Origin of the sequence: Amycolatopsis sp. NPDC051758, assembly GCF_044453095.1 — a bacterium.
In the GTDB taxonomy this organism is placed as follows: domain Bacteria; phylum Actinomycetota; class Actinomycetes; order Mycobacteriales; family Pseudonocardiaceae; genus Amycolatopsis.
Genome location: NZ_JBITCJ010000001.1, coordinates 16,674 through 39,275 on the forward strand (window position 1 = coordinate 16,674; position 22,602 = coordinate 39,275).

Below are 22,602 nucleotides of genomic sequence, written 5' to 3' on the forward strand. Positions count from 1 at the left end.
GCCACCCTCTTGGCTACCGGCCGGGTGGCCCCGCCACAAGAGAAAACGATGATCATCACCAATATGGCGGAAGGCGTGGTCACTCCCAGCGAAAGAGCTTGGCCGCCAACGCCGTTCCGATCACCGCAAAGGCGGCGAGGACGACCAGCTGAAGCGGCTGCACACCGGCGCCGGTCCAGGCGTCCTGCAGCGGCTGCGAGCCCGGCGGCACGTAGTCGCCGATCCGGCGGACGACCTCCGGCAGCAGCGGCCGCGGCAGGTACACACCGCCGAAGAACATGATCGGCAGGAACGCGATCATCGCGATGCCGCCGGCGATCTTCGCCGTCCGGGCGACCGAGGCCGCGATCAGGCCCAGCGCGAACGTCGAAACCACGCCGAGCAGCAGCGTCGCCACGAACGCCAACGGGTGCTTCGGCATCGGCACGTCGTAGACGGCGTTGGCCAGCCCCAGCACGAGCGCGATGCCCGCCAGCGCGACGACGACGTGGATCAGCAGTTGCGCGCCCAGCAGGTTCGCCGGGTGCACCGGTGTGGTCGCGAGCCGCCGCAGCACACCCTGTTCGCGGTAGGTCGCGACGGCGGCCGGGATCGACTGCAGCGCCAGCATCGCGAGGCTGATGACGATCAGCGACGGCACCCAGGCGTCGATGAACCGGTAGCCGCCGGCCGCCGGGCTCGGCTCGGTCATGCCCGGGATCGCGCCGATCGCGAGCAGCAGGACGGGTGGCAGCAGGATGCCCGCGATCCCCATGAACGGCGAACGGAGGAAGAGCTTGGTTTCGGTGGCGGTGATCTTGGCGAAGGTGTTCACAGGGAGCTCCTCGTGAGCGAGACGAACGCGTCGTCCAAAGTGGAGGCTCCGGCCGCGGCGCGGAGCTCGGCCGGGGTGCCGGTGGCGACCACGCGCCCGGCGTCGAAGATCGCGACGCGGTCGCAGAGCCGCTCGGCTTCGTCCATGAAGTGGGTGACGAGCAGGACGGTGACGCCGGTGGCGCGCACACCCTCGACCAGCCGCCACGTTTCGCGGCGGGCGTGCGGGTCCAGCCCGGTGGTCAGCTCGTCGAGGACTGCCAGCTCGGGCTTCCCCACCAGCGCCAGCGCGATCGACACACGCTGCTTCTGACCGCCGGAGAGCTTCCCGAAGAAGGCGCGCTGGTGGTCGCGGAGGTCGAGCTGGTCGAGCAGGACGTCGACGTCGGCCGGATCCGGGTAGAAGGACGCGAACAGCTCCAGCGCCTCACGCACCCGCAGCTTCGCGGGCAGCTGGCTTTCCTGCAGCTGGACGCCGACGCGGCGGGTCAGCGCCGCGCGGTCGGTCGCCGGGTCGAGGCCGAGCACGGAGATCGTGCCGCCGTCGGCCTGGCGGAGGCCCTGGAGGCATTCGACGGTGGTGGTCTTCCCGGCGCCGTTCGTGCCGAGGATCCCGAAGATTTCGCCGCGCTCGACGGTGAACGAAACGCCGTCGACCGCGACCCGGTTGCCGTAGCGCTTGTGGAGGTCGGTGACTTCGATGAGTGGCATGGTTACGAAGCTACGAACTGGCGGCCGTGCGCAGAAGGACGCTGAAACCCCAGCTCAAGTAGTGTTTTGCTGACGCGGGGGTGGGGCTGGGCCCACCCCCGCTGTGGGGCTTTCAGCACTGCGCGGGCGCGGGCGGGTCGGCCAAGATCTCGGGGGAAGGAGGTGCCGGATGACGTACCTGCGTGCGCTCGGGCGAGCGTTGGCGCTGGCCGCGTTCTCGTTGCTCAGCTGGGTCGACGTGGTTGTCGAGCTGATCGCGTTTGCGCTGCTGTGCGTCGGCCTGGTGTTCTTCCTCGGTCCCGCGGTCGAATGGACCCGGGGCCGCTCGACGAAGGCCCGGGCGCTGGCCGCGCGCTGGTGCGGCGTCGAGATCGAAGTGCCCTACCAGCCCGAGCCGCCGGAGCCGGCGCGCGAGCGGGACGGCTGGTACCGCGACGGCAACACGCTCTACAAGCGGGTGTTCTGGATTCGCTGGCAACGCCGGCTCACGTGGGCGCTGGAGGACCCGGCCGCGGGCCGCGAGTTCACCTGGCAGCTGCTCAACCCGCTGGTCACGCTGCTGCTGCCGGTCGCCGTGCTGCTCGGTGGACCAGTGGTGCTGCGGGGTTACGGCCAGTGGACACGCTGGTGGATCGGCCCGCGCCCGGTGGTCGAACACCGTAAGAACTGGGTGCACCGGCACCTCGAGTCGTTCGGGCACCAGGCCGGCATCCTCGCGCTTTCCCTGGTGCAGCTGGTGTTTTCGGTGTGGCAGTTCGTCGTCATCGTCGGCGCGCTGCCGGTCGCGGCGCCGGTCGTGCTGTGGAGCCGGACCATCACGGACACGCTGCGCCGCGAGGCCGGGAACTGGACGGGAGTGCGGATCCCGCGCCCGTACCTGCCGCCGCCCGGCCTGCCGGTGCCCCGCCCGGACGGGCTCTTCCAGGTCGGCAAGCAGCTGTACGAGGAGCCGTTCTGGCCGGTCCAGCACGCCCGCTCGCGGTGGATCCTGCGAGACCGGGCCACCTGGCGCGACCTCGCCGGCGGCGGCCTGATCCCGCTGGTTTCGCTGGCGCTGACGCTGCCCACGTTCGTGCTGCTCGGCTGGGGGCTGATCGGCCTGGGGACGCTGTGGGTGTGGCGGCCGTTCGTGACGTCGCCGGTCCGGTGGGTCTTCCTGCCCGAGGTGTCGACGCACCTCGGCGCGCTCGCACAGACCCCGTTGTTCCTGGTCGCGCTGGTCGCCGGGCTCGCGCCGACGACGTGGCTCGCGCGGCAGCAGGCGCTGTTCGCGCGGGTGTGGCTCGGGCCGACCGAGTCGTCCCGGCTCGCTCACCGCGTCGAACGGCTGAAGCAGACCCGCGCCGACGTCACGATCACGCAGGCGGCGGAGCTGCGGCGGATCGAACGCGACCTGCACGACGGCATCCAGTCGCGGCTGGTCGCGATGGGGATGAAGCTCGGCGCGGTCGAGGCGCTGGTCGACACCGACCCGGCGGCGGCGAAGCGGCTCGCGGCCGAACTGCGCTCGGCGTCGTCGGAAGCGCTCACGGAACTGCGGGTGCTGATCCGCGGCATCCACCCGCCGGTGCTGTCCGAGCGTGGGCTGGTGGACGCGATCCGCGCGCTCGCCTTGGACAGCCCGCTGAAGACGCAGGTCACCGGCTCGCTGCCGGGGCGAGTCGAGGAGCCGGTGGAGGCGTGCGCGTACTTCACGGTGTCGGAACTGCTGGGCAACGCGGCAAAACACGGCTCGCGGCGAGTGTCGATCGAGATCGGCTTCGCCGACGAACTGCTGACGCTGGTGGTGACCGACGACGGCAAGGGCGGCGCGGACCCGGCGCGGGGCACCGGACTGCGCGGGATCGAGCGCCGGCTCGGCGGCTTCGACGGTAGGTTGACCCTGACCAGCCCGATCGGCGGGCCGACGAGGGCGACCGTGGAGATCCCGTGCCAGATCGACCCAGAACCGTCGTCGCCGAAGACCAGTACCTCCTCCGAGACGGTCTGACACACCTGTTAGCAGCCCACGGCTTCGACGTCGTCGCGGCGGTCGGCAGCGGTCCCGAACTGGCGGCGGCACTGCGTGAGCACCGACCCGAAGTGTCCGTTGTGGACGTTCGGATGCCACCGACGAACACGGACGAAGGCCTGCAGGTGGCGCTGGCGGCCCGGCGCGAGATGCCGGGCTTGCCGATCTTGGTGCTGTCCCAGCACGTCGAGCAGCTGTACGCCCGCGAACTCCTCGCCGACGGCACCGGCGCGATCGGCTACCTGCTGAAGGACCGCGTCTTCAACTCGGACCAGTTCATCGACGCGGTCCGCCGTGTCGCCGCCGGCGGCACGGTGATGGACCCCGAGGTGATCGCCAAACTGGTGGCCGGCAACGCCTCCGACCCCTTGTCCGCGTTGACGCCTCGAGAGCGCGAGGTCCTGGGCCTGATGGCCGAGGGCTGTTCCAACGCGGCCATCGCGGCCCGGCTGCACTTCAGCGAAGGCGCGGTCGGCAAGCACACGGCGAACATCTTCCAGAAGCTCGGCATCTCGGCTTCGGACGATACGAACCGCCGCGTGCTGGCCGTCCTCGCTTACCTCGGTGCCGGTTAGCCGCGCGAAACCCGGGTCATCTCTTCACGCTCGACCACCTTGATCCGCTCACGACCGGCGGCCAGGCCCAGTGACTTCTCGTGCGCGTCGAGCTTGCCCCAGCCTTCCCACGTCGTGAACGGAATGCCGCGGGTCGCGAGGAAGTCGAGGATCGCGTCCGGGGAATTGTGCTTCGGGGCGTTCAACGTGTCCGCGTCCGAGAGCAGGCTGGCGATCGTCTCCGCCGCGTCGCCCTTCGTGTGGCCGATGAGGCCGATCGGGCCGCGCTTGATCCAGCCCGTCACGTACACGCCCGGCAGCTGGTTCTCGTCCAGGTCCAGCACCCGGCCGGCCTGGTTCGGGACCACGCCGTCGACGTGGTCGAACGGGATCTCCGGCAGGTGGGACGACAGGTAGCCGACCGCGCGGTACACCGCCTGGACGTCCCAGTCGTGGAATTCGCCCGTGCCGCGCACGTTTCCGTCGCCGGTCAGCTCGGTGCGTTCCGTTCGCAGGCCCGTCACGCGCCCGTCGGCACCGAGGATTTCCGAAGGGGAGTGGAAGAAGTGCAGGTGCAGCCGGCGCGGGCGGGTCCCCGGCTCGCGGATCGCCCACTCCTGCAACGTCTTCACGACCATGTCGATCTGCTTGGACGCGCGCAGCGCCGCGATGCTGCCGTCGTCGAACTCGATGTCCTCCGGGGACACGATGACCTCGACGTTCGGCGAGTGGTCGAGCTCCCGCAGCTCCAGCGGGGTGAACTTCGCCTGCGCCGGGCCGCGGCGGCCGAACACGTGCACGTCGGTGATCGGGCTGGCCTTCAGGCCCTGGTAGACGTTGTCCGGGATGTCGGTGGGCAGCAGCTCGTCGGCCGTCTTCGCGAGGACGCGCGCGACGTCGAGCGCCACGTTCCCGACCCCCAGCACCGCAACCGAAGTCGCGTTCAGCGGCCAGGTGCGCGGGACGTCCGGGTGGCCGTCGTACCAGGAGACGAAGTCGGCGGCGCCGTAGCTGCCGTCCAGCTCGGCGCCCGGGATGTCGAGCGCGCGGTCGGCGGACGCGCCGGTCGAGAAGATCACCGCGTCGTAGAACTCCTGGAGCTCTTCGAGCTTGATGTCGGTGCCGTAGTCGATGTTGCCCAGCAGCCGGATGTTCGGCTTGTCGAGCACCTTGTGCAGCGCGGTCACGATGCCCTTGATGCGCGGGTGGTCGGGCGCGACGCCGTAGCGGATCAGCCCGAAGGGCGCGGGCATCCGTTCAAAAAGGTCGATCGTCACGTCGGCGTCGGACTTGTCCAGGATGTCGGCGGCGTAGATGCCGGCGGGACCAGCGCCCACGACGGCTACGCGAAGAGATCGGCTCACCCGCTCCACGGTAAGTTAGGTTGCCCTAACCTAAAATGTGATTTGCGGTACGGTCCACCAGGTGGGAGCCGGTAAGCTCGGCGCCATGCGCGTTCTCGTCGTCGACAACTACGACAGTTTTGTCTACAACCTGGTCCAGTACCTGGCCCAGCTCGGCGCCGACTGCACGGTCTGGCGCAACGACGTCGTGGACCTCGACCGCGTGCCCGAGTTCGACGCCGTGCTCGTCTCGCCCGGCCCGGGCACCCCCGAACGCGCTGGTCAGAGCATGGACGTCGTCCGCAAGTGCGCCGAGACGCGCACACCGATGCTCGGTGTCTGCCTCGGTCACCAAGCGCTCGGCGTCGTTTACGGCGCGACCGTCGACCGCGCTCCCGAACTGCTCCACGGCAAGACGAGCCAGGTGCGCCACACCGGCGCCGGCGTCCTGAGGAACCTGCCGGCGGAGTTCACGGCCACGCGGTACCACTCGCTGACCGTGGTGCCGGACACCATCCCGGACGACGTCTTCGAGATCACCGGCCGCACCGAGTCCGGCATCGTGATGGGCATGCGCCACCGCGAGCTGCCGCTGGAAGGCGTCCAGTTCCACCCGGAGTCCGTGCTCACCGAGGGCGGCCACCGGATGCTCGCGAACTGGCTGGCCGCCGCCGGGCACCCCGTCGACCCGGCCCGGGTCGACGAGCTCGAGCGGGCGACCCGGGCGCTCCAGAAGGCCGCTGTTGCGTGATCCGGCTCGAGGGAGTCGGCAAGCGGTACGGGCGCGGCGACTTCGTCCTGCGTGACGTCGACCTCAGCGTCGAGCCCGGGCACGTCGTCGGCGTCCTCGGCAGCAACGGCTCCGGCAAGTCGACCCTGCTGCGGATCATGGCCGGCGTCTCGCACGCCACCACCGGCACCCTCACCGGCACCCCGCGGATCGGCTACCTGCCGGACCGCTTCCCGGCCGGCCAGCGCATGGGCGCGCGGGCCTACCTGCGGCACATGGCACGCATCCACGGGCTCGCCGACCTCTCGGTGATCGACCCGCTGCTCGAGCGGCTCGCGCTGGTCGGCGGCCCGACGGCGCCGCTGCGCACGCTGTCCAAGGGCAACGCGCAAAAGGTCGGGCTCGCGCAGGCCGTGATGGTCCGGCCGGATCTGCTGATCCTCGACGAGCCGTGGTCCGGCCTCGACGTCGGGACGCACACGATCCTCGGTGAGCTCGTCGCGGAGACGCGGGCGCGCGGGGCGAGCGTCGTGTTCACCGACCACCGGCCGCAGGTGGTGCACGACCACGCCGACGTGGTCCACCTGATGGACCAGGGACGGCTCACCGCCGAAAGTGCCGACCCGGCAACGCGGATCGTGCTGCGCGGGCGCGGCACCGACTGGGCGGACGAGCCCGGCGTGCGGCACGCCGTCGCCGAGGCCGACCGGGTGGTGCTGACCGTCGAAGCCGAATCCGCCGACGCCGTCCTGCTGCGCGCCCTCAAGGACGGCTGGTCGGTGCGGGAGGTCGCGCCGTGCTCCCGATGACGCGGTACTACCTCGCGCTGCTCGGGCATTCGCAGCGGTACCTGCCGGCGCTGCTGGCCTACCTCGCGCTGTGCGTGATCCTCTACGCCGACCCGAACTCCCCGCCGCTGCCGCTGTTCGGCGTCAGTGCCGGCGGCCTGCTGGTGGTGTCGTGCTGGCTGACGATCGCGCTGCTCGACATCGAAGACCCGGTGCAGCGGCTGATCACGTTGAGCCATGCGCGGCAGTGGCGGCGGATGGTCACCGGCGCGATCGTCACCGTGCTGGCCTGCTCGCTGGTGCTCACCGTGATCACCGAGGCGTGGTCGGCGCTCAAGGCGTTCAAGGTCCAGCCGTCGGCGCTCGGCATCGGGCTCCTCGCCCACCTGGCGTGCGCGCTGCTGGGCATCGCGATCGCGCTCCCGTGCTCGCGGCTGCTGGTGCACCGCATCGGCTGGACGGTGCTGGCCGCCGTGGTCACCCTGATCGTCGTGCTGCTGGCGAAGATTCCGCTGGTCCACCCGCTGCTGCACGCCCTGACCGACGAAGAACCGGTCGGCGGGCCGCTGGTGCTGGCGGTCGTGACGTCGGTGGTGGTGCTGGCCGCGAGCTTCCTCGTCGTCTCGGAACTGGTCCGCCGCCGCTCCTGACTGCAAATTGCAGAATTCAATTTCCCCCACGGGCTTCCAGCCGGGCCTCGCGGCCGACTAAAGTTCGGGTCCTCTCCGATTCTGGGTGAAGGGAGACCGGGTGACGGCTGGGATCGTTGCGATCACCGTGCCAAACTCCGAAGGCGAGCTCCCTGGGCTCGCCGCCTGGCTGCGTGGCGAAGACGAGCTCCGCGGCCGTGTCCAGCTTTTCGACGCCGTGGTGGTCGGCGTGACGAGCAACTCCGCCGGCGTCTTCTGCCGCTCGCTCTTCGGGTGGTTGCGGCGCTACCGCGAATCCCGCGTCTCCCTCAAGGTCAAACGCTCGGGCGCCGCCGAGGAGCTCGAGCTCGACTGCGGCGCCGCGAGTGACGCCGAACAGGTCCTCGGCGCGGTCCGGGGATTCCTCGACAAAGCCTGAACAACGAAGAAGGCCCGCACGGCGAACCGTGCGGGCCTTCTTCTTGTGAACGGGGATCAGGGCGCGCCACCGGGAGTGCTCGTCGTCGGGAACGGGAAGCCCCCGTTGCCTTCCGACACCCCGACCGTGATGGCCTGGTCCTTCTCGATCTCGGTACCCGGCGAGACGCTCTGCTTGGTGACGGTGCCCTCGGGTTTGTTGCTGGTCTTGTCGGACTGCTGCTTGAGCTGCCCGGTCCAGCCCATGCTCTCCATCTTCTGCTGAGCCTCGTCGACCGTCATGCCGGAGAGGTTCGGCATCTGGATCTTGGAGTCGTCCGGGCCGCTCGACACCGTCAGCGTGATGAGGCTGCCCGCCGTCACCGAACCACCGTTGGGGTTCTGCGTGATGACCGTGTCCTTCGGGACCGAGTCCGAGGCCTGGTCGACCTTCTTCGTCCTGAAGCCGGCGCCCCGCAGCGCGGAGTCGGCCTGCGAATACGGCTTACCGGTGAAGTCCTGGACCTGCTTGAGCTCCTTGGACTTGGCCACGGTGATCTTCACGCTCGAGCCCTCGGGGACCTCGGACCCCGCGGTCGGGGTCTGCAGCTGAACCAGGCCGGCCTGGTTCGGGTCGTCCACCTCGACCTCGTCGACGTTCTGGTCGAGGGTCAGCTTCGCGTCGGTCAGCGCCTTCTCGGCCTGGTCACGCGTCTTGTTCTTGAGGTCCGGCACGCTGGCCTTGCCCGGCGACACCCCGACCGTCAGGATGATCTTCGTGCTGGTCGCCACCTCGGTGCCGATCGCCGGGTTCACCTGGATGACCTTGTTGATGTCGTCCTGGCTGCACTGCGGGTTGCCGTCGGTGGGCGTGACACCGCAGGGGACGTTCTTGCTTTCGAACGTCTGGAACCCCTTGCCGCGCAGCTGTTCCTGGGCCTGCGGCAACGACTGGTGCAGCACGTCCGGGATGGCGGCCGTGGTCGGGTCGTTGCTCTTGAACGCGTTGGACAGCCACATGATGAGCAGCACCGCGCCCAGCACGAACACCGCGGCCAGCACGGCGAGGATGGTCCGGCGACGGCGCTTGGCCTTCGGGTCCTCGTCGTCCGGCTCGTTGTACTCCTCGTAGCGCTGCGGCTGCCGCCGGTCGGCGTTCATCACCTGCGTGCGCTCGTCCTCGGACATCACCATCGGCGCCGCCGGGCGCTGGCCCGAAAGCGTGCGCACCAGGTCCGAGCGCATCTCCGCGGCCGACTGGTAGCGGTTCGCCGGGCCCTTGGCCAGCGCCTTGAGCACCACGGCGTCGAGCTCGGGCGCCACCGCCGGGTTCACCGACGACGGCGGGTTCGGGTCCTCCCGGACGTGCTGGTAGGCGACCGCGACCGGGGAGTCCCCGGTGAACGGCGGCTCGCCGGTGATCAGCTCGTACAGCACGCAGCCGGCGGCGTAGACGTCGGACCGGGCGTCGACCGACTCACCGCGGGCCTGCTCCGGCGACAGGTACTGCGCCGTGCCGATCACCGCGGCGGTCTGGGTCATGGCGGACTGGCCGTCGTGCATCGCGCGCGCGATGCCGAAGTCCATCACCTTGACCGCGCCGTTCTTCGTGATCATCACGTTGGCCGGCTTGACGTCGCGGTGCACGATGCCGTGGCGGTGCGAGAAGTCCAGCGCCGCGCAGACGTCCGCCATGACCTCCATCGCCCGCTTCTGCGACATCGGGCCTTCGGTCTTGACGATGTCGCGCAGCGTCCGGCCTTCGACGTACTCCATGACGATGTACGGCAGCGGCCCGAACTCGGTGTTCGTCTCGCCGGTGTCGTAGACCGCGACGATCGCCGGGTGGTTCAGCGCGGCGGCGTTCTGCGCTTCACGGCGGAAGCGCTCTTGGAACTGCGGGTCCCTGGCGAGGTCGGCACGGAGGATCTTGATTGCGACTTCCCGGCCGAGGCGCACGTCGTGGCCGTGATGGACCTCGGACATGCCTCCGTAGCCGAGCGTTTCGCCCAGCTCGTACCGGTTGGAGAGCAGTCTGGGTGTGCTCATCTCTGGGTGCCGTTCCATTCCGTCCAAGGTGTGGTCATGATGCCTTGCTGGCCATCGTCGGTCGTGCCGGGAGTGTCCGCCGGGTAGGCACTCGAAGCGGGCGGCTCCTCCGCGGGCGGCTGTCTGCCCGGGACCACCTGGCTCGTCGTCTGGCCGGTGCGTGGTGGCGAGCCGGAGCTGCCGATCATCTTCGCCACCAGCACGATGCCCGCCACCAGGACAACGAGCAGGATCGCCGCGAGGAGCGCCCACCAGCCCCATTGGGACTTCTTCTTGGCCATCGGCGCCATGGCCGGACGCATTACAGGCCGGGACGGCGGGCCGATCGCGACCATCGGGTTCACCGCCGGCGACGGCGGGCCGACCGGCATGTGCTGCTGCTGCGGCGGGACCTGCTGCGGCGGCGGCTGCTGGATCGGGTGCTGGCCGGTCGAAGCCGGCGGCTGTGCGGGGTGCTGGCCGGTCGAGTACGTGGCATTGACCAGCCCGGACGGCGTCGGCAGCGGCATGCCGGCGCGGACCGCGGCGACGGCGTTCGCGAACTCGCCGCCGTTGTTGTAGCGCTGCCGCGGGTCCTTCACCAGCGTCGCCTCGATCACCGCGCGCGCCGCGGGCGGCACGTCGGGCGGCAGCGGCGGCGCGATGTCGCGGATGTGCATCATCGCGACCGTCACGGCGTTTTCGGAGAGGAACGGCCGGTGCCCGGCGAGGCATTCGTAACCGCACACCGCCAGCGAATAGACGTCGGACGCCGGTTCCGCCGGGTGCCCGAGCGCCTGCTCCGGCGCGATGTAGTGCGCCGTGCCCATGACCATGCCGGACCGGGTGACCGGCGCCGCGTCGGCCGCCTTCGCCACGCCGAAGTCGGTGATCTTCACCTGCCCCGCGGGGGTCACCAGGATGTTGCCCGGCTTGACGTCGCGGTGGACCAGGCCCTGCTCGTGCGCGGCCTGCAGCGCGTTGCCCGCCTGCTCCAGCATGTCGAGCGTGAACTCCGCCGACAGCCGGCCGTGCTTCGCCAGCAACCCGGCCAGCGGGTCGCCGTCGACGAGCTCCATCACCAGGTACGCGATCGAGAGGTCGCCGTCGAAGAGGGTCTCGCCGTAGTCGTGCACCGCGGCGATGCCGGGGTGGTTGAGGGACGCCGTCATCCGCGCCTCGGTGCGGAAGCGGTGGAGGAACTCGGCGTCGCCGGAGAGCTCCGCCTTGAGGATCTTGACGGCCACGGTCCGGTCCAGCCGGGTGTCACTGGCCTGCCAGACCTCGCCCATCCCGCCGACGGCGATCCGGCTGGTGAGCTTGTACCGCTCGGCCAGCAACTGACCGGAGGACAGCATCCGCTATCCACCCCCGAGCTTGGCGTTGATCGCCGCGCGGCCGATCTCCGCGGCGACCGTGCCGCCGGTGGCCGCGAGGCCGCGGTTGCCGCCGTCCTCGACGATCACGGCGACGGCGATCTGCGGGTCGTTCGCCGGCGCGAAGCCGGTGTACCACGCGTGCGGGGCGGTGTTCTTGGAGTCCGTGCCGTGCTCGGCGGTGCCGGTCTTCGACGCGATCTGGATGTCCGGGCGCTTGCCGCCACCCTTGGTGAAGCCCTCGGAAGCGATCATCATGTCCTTGAGGATCGCGGCGTTCGACGACGAGAGTGCCGCCGTGCCGGTGAGCTCGGTCGGGCTGTAGTCCTCGATGGTCGACAGGTCCGGCGCCAGCACCGACTGCACCAGCTGCGGTTTCATCGCCATTCCGTTGTTGGCCACGGTCGCCGCGAGCAGGCAGTCCTGCAGCGGGGTCAGCCGGACGTCGCGCTGACCGATACCACTCTGGTAGAGCGCGCCCTGCGAGTCCAGCGGGCCGACCGTCGACGGCGCCACCTTCATCGGCACGGTCAGGTCGGTCTGCCCGATACCGAAGTTCGCCGCCGTCTTCTTCAGCTTCTCCGGGCCGAGCTGACCGGCGAACTGCGCGAACGGCACGTTGCAGGAGTGCGCGAGCGCGTCCTTGAACGTGGTGCCGGGGCAGGCGGCGCCGGCGTAGTTCTCCAGTGTGACGCTGGTGCCGGGGAGCTTCGTGTTCGGCGCCGGGTCGATCGGGGTGTCCGGGCCCTTGCCGTCTTCGAGCACGGCCGACGCGGTGACCAGCTTGAACGTCGAGCCCGGCGGGTAGGTCTCGGAGATCGCCCGGTTCAGCATGGGCTTCTTCGGGTCCTTGTTGTTCGCGTTCCAGGCGTCGGTCTGCGCCTTCGACGTGTGCGACGCCAGCTGGTTCGGGTCGTACGACGGGGTCGAGACCATCGCCAGGATCCGGCCGGTCTTGGGCTCCAGCGCGACGACCGAGCCGGTGTAGCCCCGCTGCATCATCAGGTCGTACGCGGCCTTCTGGACGGCCGGGTCGATGGTCAGCCGGACGTTGCCGCCGCTCGGGTCGCGGCCGGTCACCATGTCCGACAGCCGCCGCACGAACAGCCGCGGGTCGGAGCCGTTGAGGACGTCGTCCTCGGCGCGCTCGAGGCCGCCGGCGCCGTAGTTGATCGAGTAGTAGCCGGTCACCGGGGCGTACATCGCGCCGTCGGCGTAGGTCCGGATGTACTTGTACTTGTCGTTCGACGGGTTGACGCTGGCCAGCACCTCGCCGTTCGCCTGCGAAACGATCTTGCCGCGCTGGCGGGCGAACTCGTCGTAGAGGACGCGCGCGTTGCGCGAGTCGGTGCGGTAGTCGTCGGCCTTGACCACCTGGATGTAGGTGGCGTTCGCCAGCAGCAGGACGACCATCACGAGCATCGCCATGCCGACCTTGCGGAGCGGGGTGTTCATGCCTGCGCGCCCCCGTTCGCCGGCGGGCGCTGCACGAGCACGGTGTGCGCTTCCGCGATCGGGGCCTGCGGCTGCTGCTGCGGCTTCGGGCGGTGGGCGGGCTTGCGGGCGGCGTCGGAGATCCGGAGCAGCAGCGCGACCAGGATGTAGTTCGCCAGCAGCGACGAACCACCCTTCGACAGGAACGGGGCGGTGATACCGGTCTCCGGGATGAGTTTCGTGACCCCGCCGACAACGACGAAGATCTGCATGACCATGGTGAACGCGAGCCCGCCGCCGAGCAGCTTGCCGAACGTGTCGCGCACGGCGAGCGCGCTGCGCATGCCGCGCATGGCGACCAGCAAGTAGAGCATCAGGACGGCGGCCAGCCCGATGAAGCCGAGCTCTTCGCCGATCGCCGCGGTGATGAAGTCGGTGTTCGCCTCCGGGACCATGTCCGGGCGGCCCGCGCCGAGGCCGGTGCCCCCCATGCCGCCGGTTCCGAGCCCGAACAGGCCCTGCGCGATCTGGTAACCGCCGCCGGCCTCGTCGTAGGTGGCCAGCGGGTCCAGCCAGTTCGCGACGCGCTGCTGGACGTGCGTGAAGAGGTTGTAGGCGATGATGCAGCCGACGGCGAAGAAGCTGAGCCCGAGGACGACCCAGATGACCCGCTCGGTCGCGACGTACAGCATCACCAGGATGACGCTGAAGAACAGCAGCGAGGTGCCGAGGTCCTTCTCGAACACCAGGATGCCGATGCAGACGAACGCGGCGATCAGGATCGGGCCCAGGTCGCGGGCGCGCGGCAGTTCGACGCCGACGAGCTTCTTGCCCGCCACCATGAACAGGTCCCGCTTCGACACCAGGAACGAAGCGAAGAAGACCATCAGCAGGATCTTCGCGAACTCGCCCGGCTGGATCGAGAAGAACGGCAGCTTCAGCCACACCTTGGCGCCGTTGACCTCGGAGAGGCTCGACGGCAGCAGTGCGGGCAGCGCCAGCGCGACGATCCCGACCAGGCCCGCGGTGTAGCCGTAGCGGGTCAGCGTGCGGTGGTCGTTCACCACGACCAGCACGGCGACGAAGAACACCAGCGAGATCACCGTGAACAGCACCTGCGCGGTGACGGCGGGCGTGTAGTCCTTGCCGTTCTGCAGGGCTCGCTCGGCCAGCGCCAGGTCGATCCGGTGGATCATCACCAGCCCGATGCCGTTCAGCAGCGCGACGCAGGGGAGCAGCACCGGGTCCGCGTACGGCGCCCACTTGCGGACGGCCAGGTGGGCGGCGGCGAAGATGCCGAGGTAGGCCAGCCCGAGCCAGAGGATCGAGCTGGTGAGCTCCTGCTCCTGGTTCGCCTCCACCAGCACCAGGGCGATGGTGACGATGCACGCGGCGAACCCCAGCAGCACCAGCTCGGTGTTGCGGCGGGTCGGGACCTCGCGCGGCGGGTTCGTCTGGAACTGCGCGGCGAGCGGCTCGGCGGCGCGCGCTGCGGCGGGCTGGCTCATCAGTTACCGCCTCCCGTCGTCGGTGCCGTCGAACTCGGCGTCGAGCAGTCCCTCCCCGCTGGCTGGTTCGCCGACGACGGAGCGGTGGAACCGGCCGGCGCCGACGGAGTTGTCGTCGGCGTGACCGAAGGTGTCGGCGTCGGGGACGGCTGGGTCCCCGCCGGCGCGCAGTTGTTCAGGCGCTTGTGCAGCTGCAGGAAGTCGTCGATGTACTTCCGGGCGTCGTCGAGGCTGTCCTTCTTGACGCCGTTCTGCACCGCCAGCCGCGCGTCTTCCTGGAGCTGGTCGACGCGCAGCTTGTCCGTGCACACCTGGTTGGGCGGGCACGAGCCCTGCTCGTAGGTGTGCAGGTCGATGCCGAGGATGCTGCCGGGGACGCCGCGGTAGATCACGACCTCCTGGTCGGCACCTTCGCCGACATAGTACTGACTCAGCACGAAGTACCGGGTCGCGATGGCGGCCGCGGCGAGCACCACGAGCACGACCAGCGCGCCGGCCAGCCAGCGGAACCGCTTCCGGCGCTTGGCCTTGGGATCTTCGGTCGGCTGCGGCAGCTCCGGGCGCGGCTGCGGCGGGGGCTGCGTCAGCGCCCTGGCCCGCGCCGCGGGCGAGTCGCCCTGGTGCCGTTCGTCGCTGCCATCCCCGGCGGCGCCGCCCACGATGGGCGCGTCCTCACCGAAGTCGACGTCGACGACGTCGGCGATGATCACCGTGACGTTGTCCGTGCCGCCGCCCTTGAGCGCCAGCTCGATCATCCGGTCCGCGCACCGCTGCGGGTCCGGGATCTGCACGGCTTCGGTCAGCGTCTCGTCGCTGACCATGCCGGACAGGCCGTCCGAGCAGATCAGGTACCGGTCACCGGGACGCGCTTCGCGCACGGTGAGGCTCGGCTCGACCTCGTGTCCGGTCAGCGCCTTGAGCAGCAGCGACCGCTGGGGGTGCACCGCCGCCTCTTCGGGCGTGATCCGGCCTTGCTCGAGCAGTTCGTTGACGAAGCTGTCGTCGCGCGTGATCTGCGCGAACTGGCCACCGCGCAGGAGGTAACAACGCGAGTCACCGACGTGGACGAGGCCCAGCCGGGTCCCGGCGAACAGGACGGCGGTGAGCGTGGTGCCCATGCCGTCGAGGTCGGGGTCCTGCGAGACGAGCTCGGCGATCGCCGAGTTGCCGTTCGCCACCGCCTCGCGCAGCTGGGCGAGGAGGTCGTCACCCGGCTCGTCGTCGTCGAGCGGGGCGAGGGAGGCGATGACGACCTTGCTGGCCACTTCACCCGCCGCGTGCCCACCCATGCCATCGGCGAGCGCGAGCAGGCGAGGGCCGGCGTACACGGAGTCCTGGTTGCTCGAACGCACCAGGCCCCGGTCGCTGCGGGCTGCGTAGCGGAGGACGAGAGTCATGGGCGAAGCTCGATCACCGTCTTGCCGATTCGGATGGGGACTCCGAGCGGGACCCGGAGGGGTGCAGTGACCTTAGCCCGGTCGAGATACGTGCCGTTCGTCGAGCCCAGATCTTCCACGTACCAGTCCTCACCGCGCTGGGCGATCCGGGCGTGCCGGGTCGACGCGTAGTCGTCGTCGAGCACCAGCGTGGAGTCGTCGGCACGGCCGATGAGGATCGGCCGCCCGTCCAGCGCGATGCGGGTCCCGGCCAGCGCGCCGTGGGTCACCAGGAGCTGCTGCGGCGACTTGCTGTTGCGCGGCTTCTTCTCCTTCTTGCGCCCGAAGGTCGGCACCTGGACGCGCATGCCTGACGCCGCGTAGAGGTCCGAACGGACGACTCTGAGCGCCGCGAACACGAAGAGCCAGAGCAGCACGAGGAAGCCCACCCTGGTGAGTTGTACGACCAGCTCTGGCACTTGGTGTGTCCGCTCCCGACTCTTCCGCGCAGCCGCGACGCGGGTACGCCGCGGTCCCCCCGCACGTCAATTCTGCGGGAACAGTATTCCGTGCCCGGAGTCAGCCCTGTGTACGGAACACGAGGGACGAATGACCCACCCGGATGACGTCGCCGTCGGCGAGCTGCCAGGTCTGGACCGGAGTGCCGTTCACGGTGGTGCCGTTGGTCGACCCGATGTCGGCGAGCGTCGCGCTCTGGCCGTCCCAGGTGATCTCCAGGTGCCGGCGCGAGACGCCGGTGTCGGGGAGGCGGAAGTCGGCGTCCTGGCCGCGGCCCACGACGTTCCCGCCCTGCTTGAGCGAGTACGTGCGGTTCGAGCCGTCGTCGAGCTGCAGGCTCGCCGCGAGCTGGCGCCCGGCCGCGGGCGGGGCGTAGCCGCCCTGCTGCTGGGCGTACGGGTCGCCGGCGGGCTGGCCGTACGCCTGCTGGCCGTACTGGTCGTAGCCGCCCTGCTGCTGGCCGCCGTACTGGTCGTAGCCGCCTTGCTGGGGCTGGGCGTAACCACCCTGGTCGTAGCCGCCGCCTTGAGGCTGGGCGTAACCCTGGTCGTAGCCACCCTGCTGGGGCTGGGCGTAACCACCCTGGTCGTAGCCGCCGCCCTGGGGCTGGGCGTAACCCTGGTCGTAGCCACCCTGCTGGGGCTGGGCGTAACCACCCTGGTCGTACCCGCCCTGCTGCTGGGCGTACCCCTGGTCGTAGGCACCGCCCTGCTGCGGCTGGCCGTACTGGTCGTAGCCACCCTGCTGCTGGCCGTAACCCTGGTCGTACCCGGGCTGCTGGCCACCCTGCTGTCCGTAGCCGTACTGGCCCTGCTGGCCGTACGGGTCACCCTGGTCGTATTGGCCGTAGCCGGGGGGCTGGCTCATTGCTGGGTCTCCTGCGTTGCTGGGTCGTGCCGACCGCGGTGAACCGGCGCCTGAGGGGCGGGCGTCGGGATCGACGGACGAACGGGTCTTGAACTGTCCAGTATGCAGCGCCTCGTTGCGCTCGAGTGATACGACGACGTCACCATAGGTGTCCAGGCCTTCGGCGGCGAGGTGTTCCGCCACCGCCTTGGCCAGCACCTGGGTGACCCGTTGCTCGTCACCGGCCATGCGCTCGTGGTCAGCCGTCCCCAACGACACGATGTAGTGATTCGGGGCGAGCTGCCGACCGCCTGCCAGCTCACGAACGTTCTCCTCACTCTCCCGCTCCAGGGCGATCGCCACTTCCTGCGTGACGACGTTGCCACCGAACATGCGCGCGAAAGTGTTCCCCACCAGGTTCTCGAGTCGCCTGTCGAATCTCTCGGCGCGGCCCACCGGGGAAAACCTCCTCACACTCGTGCTTCCGCACCGATCCTATCCGGGTGAGCGAGCCTCGACACGGCCCCCGGTGAAACAGGTCGGAACCACCTGCTAGTCTTCTCCTCGCTGTCGTAGAGAAGCACTCGGGCGAGTGGCGGAATGGCAGACGCGCACGGTTCAGGTCCGTGTGTCCGAAAGGACGTGAGGGTTCAACTCCCTCCTCGCCCACAGCAAAAGGGCCCCGGCTGGTCGCCGGGGCCCTTTTTTGTGCGCTGGGGGCGGACTGGGGTTCTTGTGCTCAGGTGGGGAATATCACCCGTTTGGCTCTGCGTGGTGTTCGCTCACGGCGGACCTCGAGGTGTATTACGACGCTGTTTTGGTGATCCAGTCCGCGATGGCGTCCGCCCTCGAGGTTGTTTCGATGCCCGCGTGGGGGCAGCCGGGGCCCGTTGCCTCCAGGGCGACCAGGGTGTCGTTCGTGAAGTAGGGGGCGCCCGAGTCGTAGGTGCAGGCGCTCGTGGTGATTTCCGGGGCCGCGCCGCGGACGCCCAACGTGGTCGGGGCGACCTTGGCCACCGTCACCGTGCCCTGCTGCATCCGGGTGGCCGGTTTGGGGTCGGTGCTGGTCAGGCTGCCCCAGCCGGCCAGCGTCAGCTGGTCGCCGACCTTGGGGGCGGTGCGGTTGAGCTTCATCGGGGTGACCGTGGTCACCGGGGTGTCCAGCTTGAGGAGGGCCACGTCGCTCTCCTTGGCCTGGCGCACTTCGGTGACCTTGCGGGCGATGCCCGATTCGGTTGCTTCGTCGGTCAGGCCCAGCGTCGCCGTGGTCGGGTACGGGGTCTTGCCGGACACGCGGACGCGGTTCGCGTCGTGGAAGCAGTGGCCGGTGGTCAGGAGCCAGGCGGGGGCGACCAGCGCGCCCGTGCAGTAGCTGCTGTACGTCGAGCCGTCCGGGCGGGGGATCTTCGTCATCGCGAGCTTCGCGACGAACCCGAACCGGCCCGGGGGGACGTCCGTTCCGTGGGCGACCCCTGGCGCGGCCAAGGCGGCAGGGGTGGTGGTGCTGGTCAGGATCGTCAGGACAGCAGCGGCTAGCAGGGCGCGCGGGCGCATTCTTCCCCTTCGTCGAGTTGGTGATCGACGTTCGAGGTTATTGCCGCGGCCCGGCGCGGGGAATTCCCTGGCCGGGCGTCACCCGGTGGCACACCGGGTGACACCCGGACGGACGTTGCCCGGCGGTGACGACCGCCGCGGCGGTGGCGGGAATCCCCGCCACCGCCGGGAAATCAGTTCACGCCGACCAGGTCGACGACGAAGACGAGGGTCTCGCCGGGCTTGATGACGCCGCCCGCGCCGCGGTCGCCGTAGGCCAGGTGCGGCGGGATGACGAGCTTGCGGCGGCCGCCGATCTTCATCCCCGCGACACCCTGGTCCCAGCCGGTGATGACCTGGCCGGCGCCGAGGCCGAAGCGCAGCGGCTCGCCGCGGTTCCAGGAGGCGTCGAACTCTTCGCCGGTCGAGTGCGAGACACCGACGTAGTGGACGGTGACGGCCTTGCCGGGTGTGGCCTCCGCGCCGTCGCCGACCGTGATGTCGGTGATCTCGAGGTCGGCCGGCGGGGTGCCGTCCGGGCGGTCGATCTGGGGCTTTTCCAAGGTCATGGCAGCCACCGTACCCACGCGCGCGAGGCTGCGCCGTTCGGACTACGCCCAAGGACTGAAAAACGCGAAAAGTCTTCACACTTGTCCTACTGCTCGGTAGCGTGCGCTTCGTCACTCTCCTTTGAGCGAGGGAGCCCTGATGCGACGTGGCATCCGCACCTTGACCTTGACGGCACTGGCGGGCCTGGTCGCCGGGCTCACCCAGGTCGCTGTCACCGCGCCGGCCGCCGAGGCGGCCGCGGCGCCCAACGACTACTGCGGCGGGCAGTGCAGCGACATCCTGCCGCCCGGCGAAAACGGCAACGGCACCCTCGCGGAAATCCTGGCGCACAAGGTGCTCGGCACCCGCCCGGCGCACGCGAGCGACCAGCTCGGCAAGTACTCCTCCCTGGCCGGCGGCTACCAGGCGCTGACCACGTCGACGATCAACCAGTACTTCAACGACTCCTCGTTCGGCGTCGCCGCCGACCAGGTCGCCAGCACGATCCAGCCGCGCTCCGACGTGACGATCGTGCGGGACAAGGCGCTCGGCGTCCCGCACATCACCGGCACCACCCGCGCCGGCACCGAGTTCGGCGCGGGGTACGCCGCCGCCCAGGACCGGCTGTGGCTGATGGACGTCCTGCGCCACGCCGCCCGCGGCAAGGTGACGCCGTTCGCCGGCGGCGCCGAGGCCAACCGGGAGCTCGAGCAGGACTTCTTCGCGAACGCGCCGTACACCGACACCGAGCTGCAGCAGCAGATCGACAAGGTCGCCGCGAGCGGCCCGCGGGGCGCGCAGGGCCTCGCCGACGCGCAGGCGTACGTCGACGGGATCAACAAGTACATCACCGACTCCCACAGCGGCCGCTACTTCCCGGGCGAGTACGTGCTCACCGGGCACGTCGACGCGATCACCAACGCCGGCACCATCGACCCGTTCCGGCTGACCGACCTGGTCGCGCTCGCTTCGCTGGTCGGCGCGGAGTTCGGCGCCGGCGGTGGCGGCGAGGTGCAGAACGCCGTCGCGAAGCTGGCGCTGCAGGAGCAGTACGGCGCCGTGCAGGGGGAGAAGGTCTGGCAGAGCCTGCGGTCCGAGGACGATCCCGAAGCCGTCAAGACCCTGCACGACGGCCAGAACTTCCCGTACGGCAAGACGCCGGCCAACGCGGTCGGGCAGGCCCTGCCGGACAAGGGTTCGGTGTCCGCGCAGCAGCTGGTGTTCGACAAGACCGGCTCGGCGTCGACCGCGACGCCGTCCACTGTGGACGTCCCGGCGCCCGCCGCGCAGGAGCCCGCCCGCGGGATGTTCGAGAACGGCGTGCTGCCGGGCGACATGCTGAGTGACAAGCACGGGATGTCGAACGCGCTGCTCGTGTCCGGTTCCAAGACCGCCAGCGGCCACCCGGTCGCCGTCTTCGGCCCGCAGACCGGCTACTTCGCGCCGCAGCTGCTCCTGCTGCAGGAACTGCAGGGCCCGGGCATCAGCGCCCGCGGCGCGGCCTTCGCCGGGCTGAGCATGTACGTGCTCCTCGGCCGCGGCCAGGACTACTCGTGGAGCGCGACGACGTCGGCGCAGGACATCATCGACACCTACGCGCTCAACCTGTGCGACCCGAGCGGCGCCGCGCCGACGAAGGACTCGAACTACTACACCTACCAGGGCCAGTGCCTGCCGATGGACACCGTCGAGGTGAAGAACGCCTGGAGCCCGACGGTGGCCGACGGCACCGCGGCCGGCTCGTACACCCTGCGCAGCTACCGGACGAAGTACGGGCCGGTGGTCAGCCGGGCGACCGTCGGCGGCAAACCGGTGGCCTACACGCAGCTGCGGTCCTCGTACTTCCACGAGGTCGACTCGCTGATCGGCTTCCAGGAGCTGAACGACCCGGGCTTCGTCAAGTCCGCGGCCGACTTCCAGAAGGCCGCGGCGGACATCAACTACACTTTCAACTGGTTCTACGCGGACTCCAAGGACATCGCGTACTTCAACTCGGGCGCGAACCCGGCGCGGCAGTCCAATGTGGACCCGAACATGCCGGTCTGGGGTGACCAGGGGCACGACTGGATCGGCTGGAACCCGACCGGCAACGTCGCGAACTACACCCCGGCGTCGCAGCACCCGCAGTCGGTCAACCAGGACTACTACGTCAGCTGGAACAACGCGCAGGCGAACGGCTACGCGGCCGCGGGTGCGGACAAGTCCGCCGTGCACCGCGTCGACCTGCTCGACTCGCGCGTCAAGAAGCTGATCTCCAGCGGCACCAAGGTCACCCGGGTCAACCTGACCCAGGCGATGGAGGACGCCGCACTGGCCGACCTGCGTGCCGAGCGTGTGCTGCCGCTGTTGCTGCAGGTGCTCGACAAGACGCCGACCACCGGCACGGCCGCCGACGCCGAGGCGAAGCTCAAGGCGTGGCTCTCCCACGGCCAGCAGCGCAAGGAGACTTCGGCCGGCAGCAAGGCGTACGCGGACGCCGACGCGATCCGGATCTTCGACGCGTGGTGGCCGCTCCTGGTCCAGGCGGAGTTCAAGCCGGGCATGGGTGACAACGCCTACAACGCGATGACGGGTGTGCTGGGCATCAACGAAAGCCCGTCCGGCTTCCAGAACGGCAACGGCCAGCACACGGGCCAGCCCCACAAGGGCTCGTCGTTCCAGTTCGGCTGGTGGGGTTACGTCAGCAAGGACATCCGCCAGGTGCTCGGCCAGCCGGTCGCCGGCCCGCTGGGCAGCACGTTCTGCGGCGGCGGCAACGTCACCGCGTGCCGCCAGGCGCTCGTCGACTCGCTGACCACCGCCGCGGGCCAGGCCGCGAACACCGTCTACCCCGGTGACGCGAACTGCTCCGCGGGTGACCAGTGGTGTGCCGACACGATCATCCACAACCCGCTGGGCGGCATCACGCAGGACAAGATCAGCTGGCAGAACCGCCCGACGTTCCAGCAGGTCGTCGAGTACACCGCGCACCGCGGCGACAACATCGCGAACCTCGCGCCCGGGAAGACGGTCAGCGCCACCAGCGCCGAGTCCGGCTTCTACAACTCACCGGCGTCGAACGCGATCGACGGCAACACCTCGACCCGCTGGGCCAGCGACTGGAGCGACGACCAGGCGATCACCGTCGACCTCGGCTCGGTGCAGCAGGTCTCGCGGGTCGGGCTCAGCTGGGAATCGGCGTACGGCAAGGGATACCGGATCCAGACCTCGCCGGACGCCGTCACCTGGACGGACGCGGCGGTCGTCACCGACGGGAACGGCGGGCAGGACAACGTGTCCTTCGCTCCGCAGCAAGCCAGGTTCGTGAAGCTGCAGGGTGTCCAGCGCGGCACGAAGTACGGGTACTCGCTCTACGAGTTCGAGGTGTACGCCCACTGAAGCCAGGTCGGCTCGCCTGCGGACGCGCGGGCGAGCCGGCCGTCTTCGTCACAGTGACC

19 protein-coding genes and 1 tRNA gene are annotated in these 22,602 nt (G+C 69.8%); 8 read left to right on the forward strand and 12 right to left on the reverse strand.

From position 1 onward, the window contains the following. Nucleotides 1-79: 79 nt before the first annotated feature. Both ACIA5G_RS00115 and ACIA5G_RS00120 read right to left on the reverse strand, forming a co-directional pair. Nucleotides 80-814, reverse strand: coding sequence for an ABC transporter permease (locus ACIA5G_RS00115; protein ID WP_395920022.1), 735 nt, complete (start codon nt 812-814; stop codon nt 80-82). After that, the gene (locus ACIA5G_RS00120; protein WP_395920023.1) at nt 811-1,524 is read right to left on the reverse strand and encodes an ABC transporter ATP-binding protein; all 714 of its coding nucleotides are present in this window, start codon (nt 1,522-1,524) and stop codon (nt 811-813) included. Before ACIA5G_RS00120 ends, ACIA5G_RS00115 begins: the two co-directional genes overlap by 4 nt. 169 nt (nt 1,525-1,693) lie before the next feature. On the opposite strand from ACIA5G_RS00120, the gene ACIA5G_RS00125 reads away from it, so the two are divergent. Together ACIA5G_RS00125 and ACIA5G_RS00130 are read left to right on the forward strand one after the other, a co-directional pair. Beyond that, entirely contained in the window at nt 1,694-3,514 is a 1,821-nt protein-coding gene (locus ACIA5G_RS00125; RefSeq protein WP_395920024.1) for a histidine kinase, read from the forward strand. Continuing rightward, nucleotides 3,454-4,110, forward strand: a complete 657-nt coding sequence (locus ACIA5G_RS00130; protein ID WP_395920025.1) for a response regulator — start codon at nt 3,454-3,456, stop codon at nt 4,108-4,110. Before ACIA5G_RS00125 ends, ACIA5G_RS00130 begins: the two co-directional genes overlap by 61 nt. On the opposite strand, the gene ACIA5G_RS00135 is transcribed toward ACIA5G_RS00130, so the two are convergent. Next, nucleotides 4,107-5,426, reverse strand: coding sequence for an FAD-dependent oxidoreductase (locus ACIA5G_RS00135; protein ID WP_395921826.1), 1,320 nt, complete (start codon nt 5,424-5,426; stop codon nt 4,107-4,109). The two genes, ACIA5G_RS00130 and ACIA5G_RS00135, sit on opposite strands and share 4 nt — an antisense overlap. 112 nt (nt 5,427-5,538) lie before the next feature. Here ACIA5G_RS00135 and ACIA5G_RS00140 point away from each other — a divergent pair, with 112 nt between their 5' ends. The 4 genes from ACIA5G_RS00140 to ACIA5G_RS00155 all read left to right on the forward strand — a co-directional run bounded on the left by ACIA5G_RS00140 (nt 5,539) and on the right by ACIA5G_RS00155 (nt 8,018). Beyond that, nucleotides 5,539-6,183 (forward strand): aminodeoxychorismate/anthranilate synthase component II, encoded by a 645-nt coding sequence (locus ACIA5G_RS00140; protein ID WP_395920026.1) that lies wholly within the window; start codon nt 5,539-5,541, stop codon nt 6,181-6,183. Next, nucleotides 6,180-6,971 (forward strand): ABC transporter ATP-binding protein, encoded by a 792-nt coding sequence (locus ACIA5G_RS00145; RefSeq protein ID WP_395920027.1) that lies wholly within the window; start codon nt 6,180-6,182, stop codon nt 6,969-6,971. Before ACIA5G_RS00140 ends, ACIA5G_RS00145 begins: the two co-directional genes overlap by 4 nt. After that, entirely contained in the window at nt 6,959-7,600 is a 642-nt protein-coding gene (locus ACIA5G_RS00150; RefSeq protein ID WP_395920028.1) for a hypothetical protein, read from the forward strand. The genes ACIA5G_RS00145 and ACIA5G_RS00150 overlap by 13 nt, the downstream gene beginning before the upstream one ends. A 100-nt stretch (nt 7,601-7,700) precedes the next feature. Continuing rightward, on the forward strand, nt 7,701-8,018 hold the full coding sequence (locus ACIA5G_RS00155) for a hypothetical protein (RefSeq protein ID WP_395920029.1): 318 nt from the start codon (nt 7,701-7,703) through the stop codon (nt 8,016-8,018). Nucleotides 8,019-8,074: 56 nt separating this feature from the next. Here ACIA5G_RS00155 and pknB read toward each other — a convergent pair whose 3' ends face one another. From pknB to ACIA5G_RS00190, 7 genes are all read right to left on the reverse strand, one after another. Continuing rightward, the gene (gene pknB, locus ACIA5G_RS00160) at nt 8,075-10,045 is read right to left on the reverse strand and encodes a Stk1 family PASTA domain-containing Ser/Thr kinase (protein WP_395920030.1); all 1,971 of its coding nucleotides are present in this window, start codon (nt 10,043-10,045) and stop codon (nt 8,075-8,077) included. Beyond that, nucleotides 10,042-11,382, reverse strand: coding sequence for a serine/threonine-protein kinase (locus tag ACIA5G_RS00165; RefSeq protein WP_395920031.1), 1,341 nt, complete (start codon nt 11,380-11,382; stop codon nt 10,042-10,044). Before ACIA5G_RS00165 ends, pknB begins: the two co-directional genes overlap by 4 nt. 3 nt (nt 11,383-11,385) lie before the next feature. Beyond that, on the reverse strand, nt 11,386-12,855 hold the full coding sequence (locus ACIA5G_RS00170) for a peptidoglycan D,D-transpeptidase FtsI family protein (protein WP_395920032.1): 1,470 nt from the start codon (nt 12,853-12,855) through the stop codon (nt 11,386-11,388). Continuing rightward, complete coding sequence (locus ACIA5G_RS00175) at nt 12,852-14,342, reverse strand: FtsW/RodA/SpoVE family cell cycle protein (RefSeq protein ID WP_395920033.1); 1,491 nt, start codon at nt 14,340-14,342, stop codon at nt 12,852-12,854. The genes ACIA5G_RS00170 and ACIA5G_RS00175 overlap by 4 nt, the downstream gene beginning before the upstream one ends. After that, on the reverse strand, nt 14,342-15,739 hold the full coding sequence (locus tag ACIA5G_RS00180) for a PP2C family protein-serine/threonine phosphatase (RefSeq protein ID WP_395920034.1): 1,398 nt from the start codon (nt 15,737-15,739) through the stop codon (nt 14,342-14,344). Before ACIA5G_RS00180 ends, ACIA5G_RS00175 begins: the two co-directional genes overlap by 1 nt. After that, nucleotides 15,736-16,197, reverse strand: coding sequence for an FHA domain-containing protein (locus ACIA5G_RS00185; protein WP_003079002.1), 462 nt, complete (start codon nt 16,195-16,197; stop codon nt 15,736-15,738). The genes ACIA5G_RS00180 and ACIA5G_RS00185 overlap by 4 nt, the downstream gene beginning before the upstream one ends. Nucleotides 16,198-16,297: 100 nt before the next feature. Next, nucleotides 16,298-17,539 carry a DUF3662 and FHA domain-containing protein gene (locus tag ACIA5G_RS00190; protein ID WP_395920035.1) on the reverse strand — a complete coding sequence of 414 codons (1,242 nt, stop codon included), beginning with the start codon at nt 17,537-17,539 and terminating at the stop codon, nt 16,298-16,300. A gap of 130 nt (nt 17,540-17,669) precedes the next feature. Between ACIA5G_RS00190 and ACIA5G_RS00195 the strand changes: the two genes are divergently transcribed. Further along, nucleotides 17,670-17,752, forward strand: a tRNA-Leu gene (locus tag ACIA5G_RS00195). 135 nt (nt 17,753-17,887) lie between these two features. Here ACIA5G_RS00195 and ACIA5G_RS00200 read toward each other — a convergent pair. After that, on the reverse strand, nt 17,888-18,637 hold the full coding sequence (locus ACIA5G_RS00200; RefSeq protein ID WP_395920036.1) for a S1 family peptidase: 750 nt from the start codon (nt 18,635-18,637) through the stop codon (nt 17,888-17,890). A gap of 173 nt (nt 18,638-18,810) precedes the next feature. Further along, nucleotides 18,811-19,185 carry an FKBP-type peptidyl-prolyl cis-trans isomerase gene (locus ACIA5G_RS00205; protein ID WP_395920037.1) on the reverse strand — a complete coding sequence of 125 codons (375 nt, stop codon included), beginning with the start codon at nt 19,183-19,185 and terminating at the stop codon, nt 18,811-18,813. 139 nt (nt 19,186-19,324) lie between these two features. On the opposite strand from ACIA5G_RS00205, the gene ACIA5G_RS00210 reads away from it, so the two are divergent. After that, nucleotides 19,325-22,543, forward strand: a complete 3,219-nt coding sequence (locus ACIA5G_RS00210) for a penicillin acylase family protein (protein WP_395920038.1) — start codon at nt 19,325-19,327, stop codon at nt 22,541-22,543. The last annotated feature ends 59 nt before the right edge of the window (nt 22,544-22,602 follow it).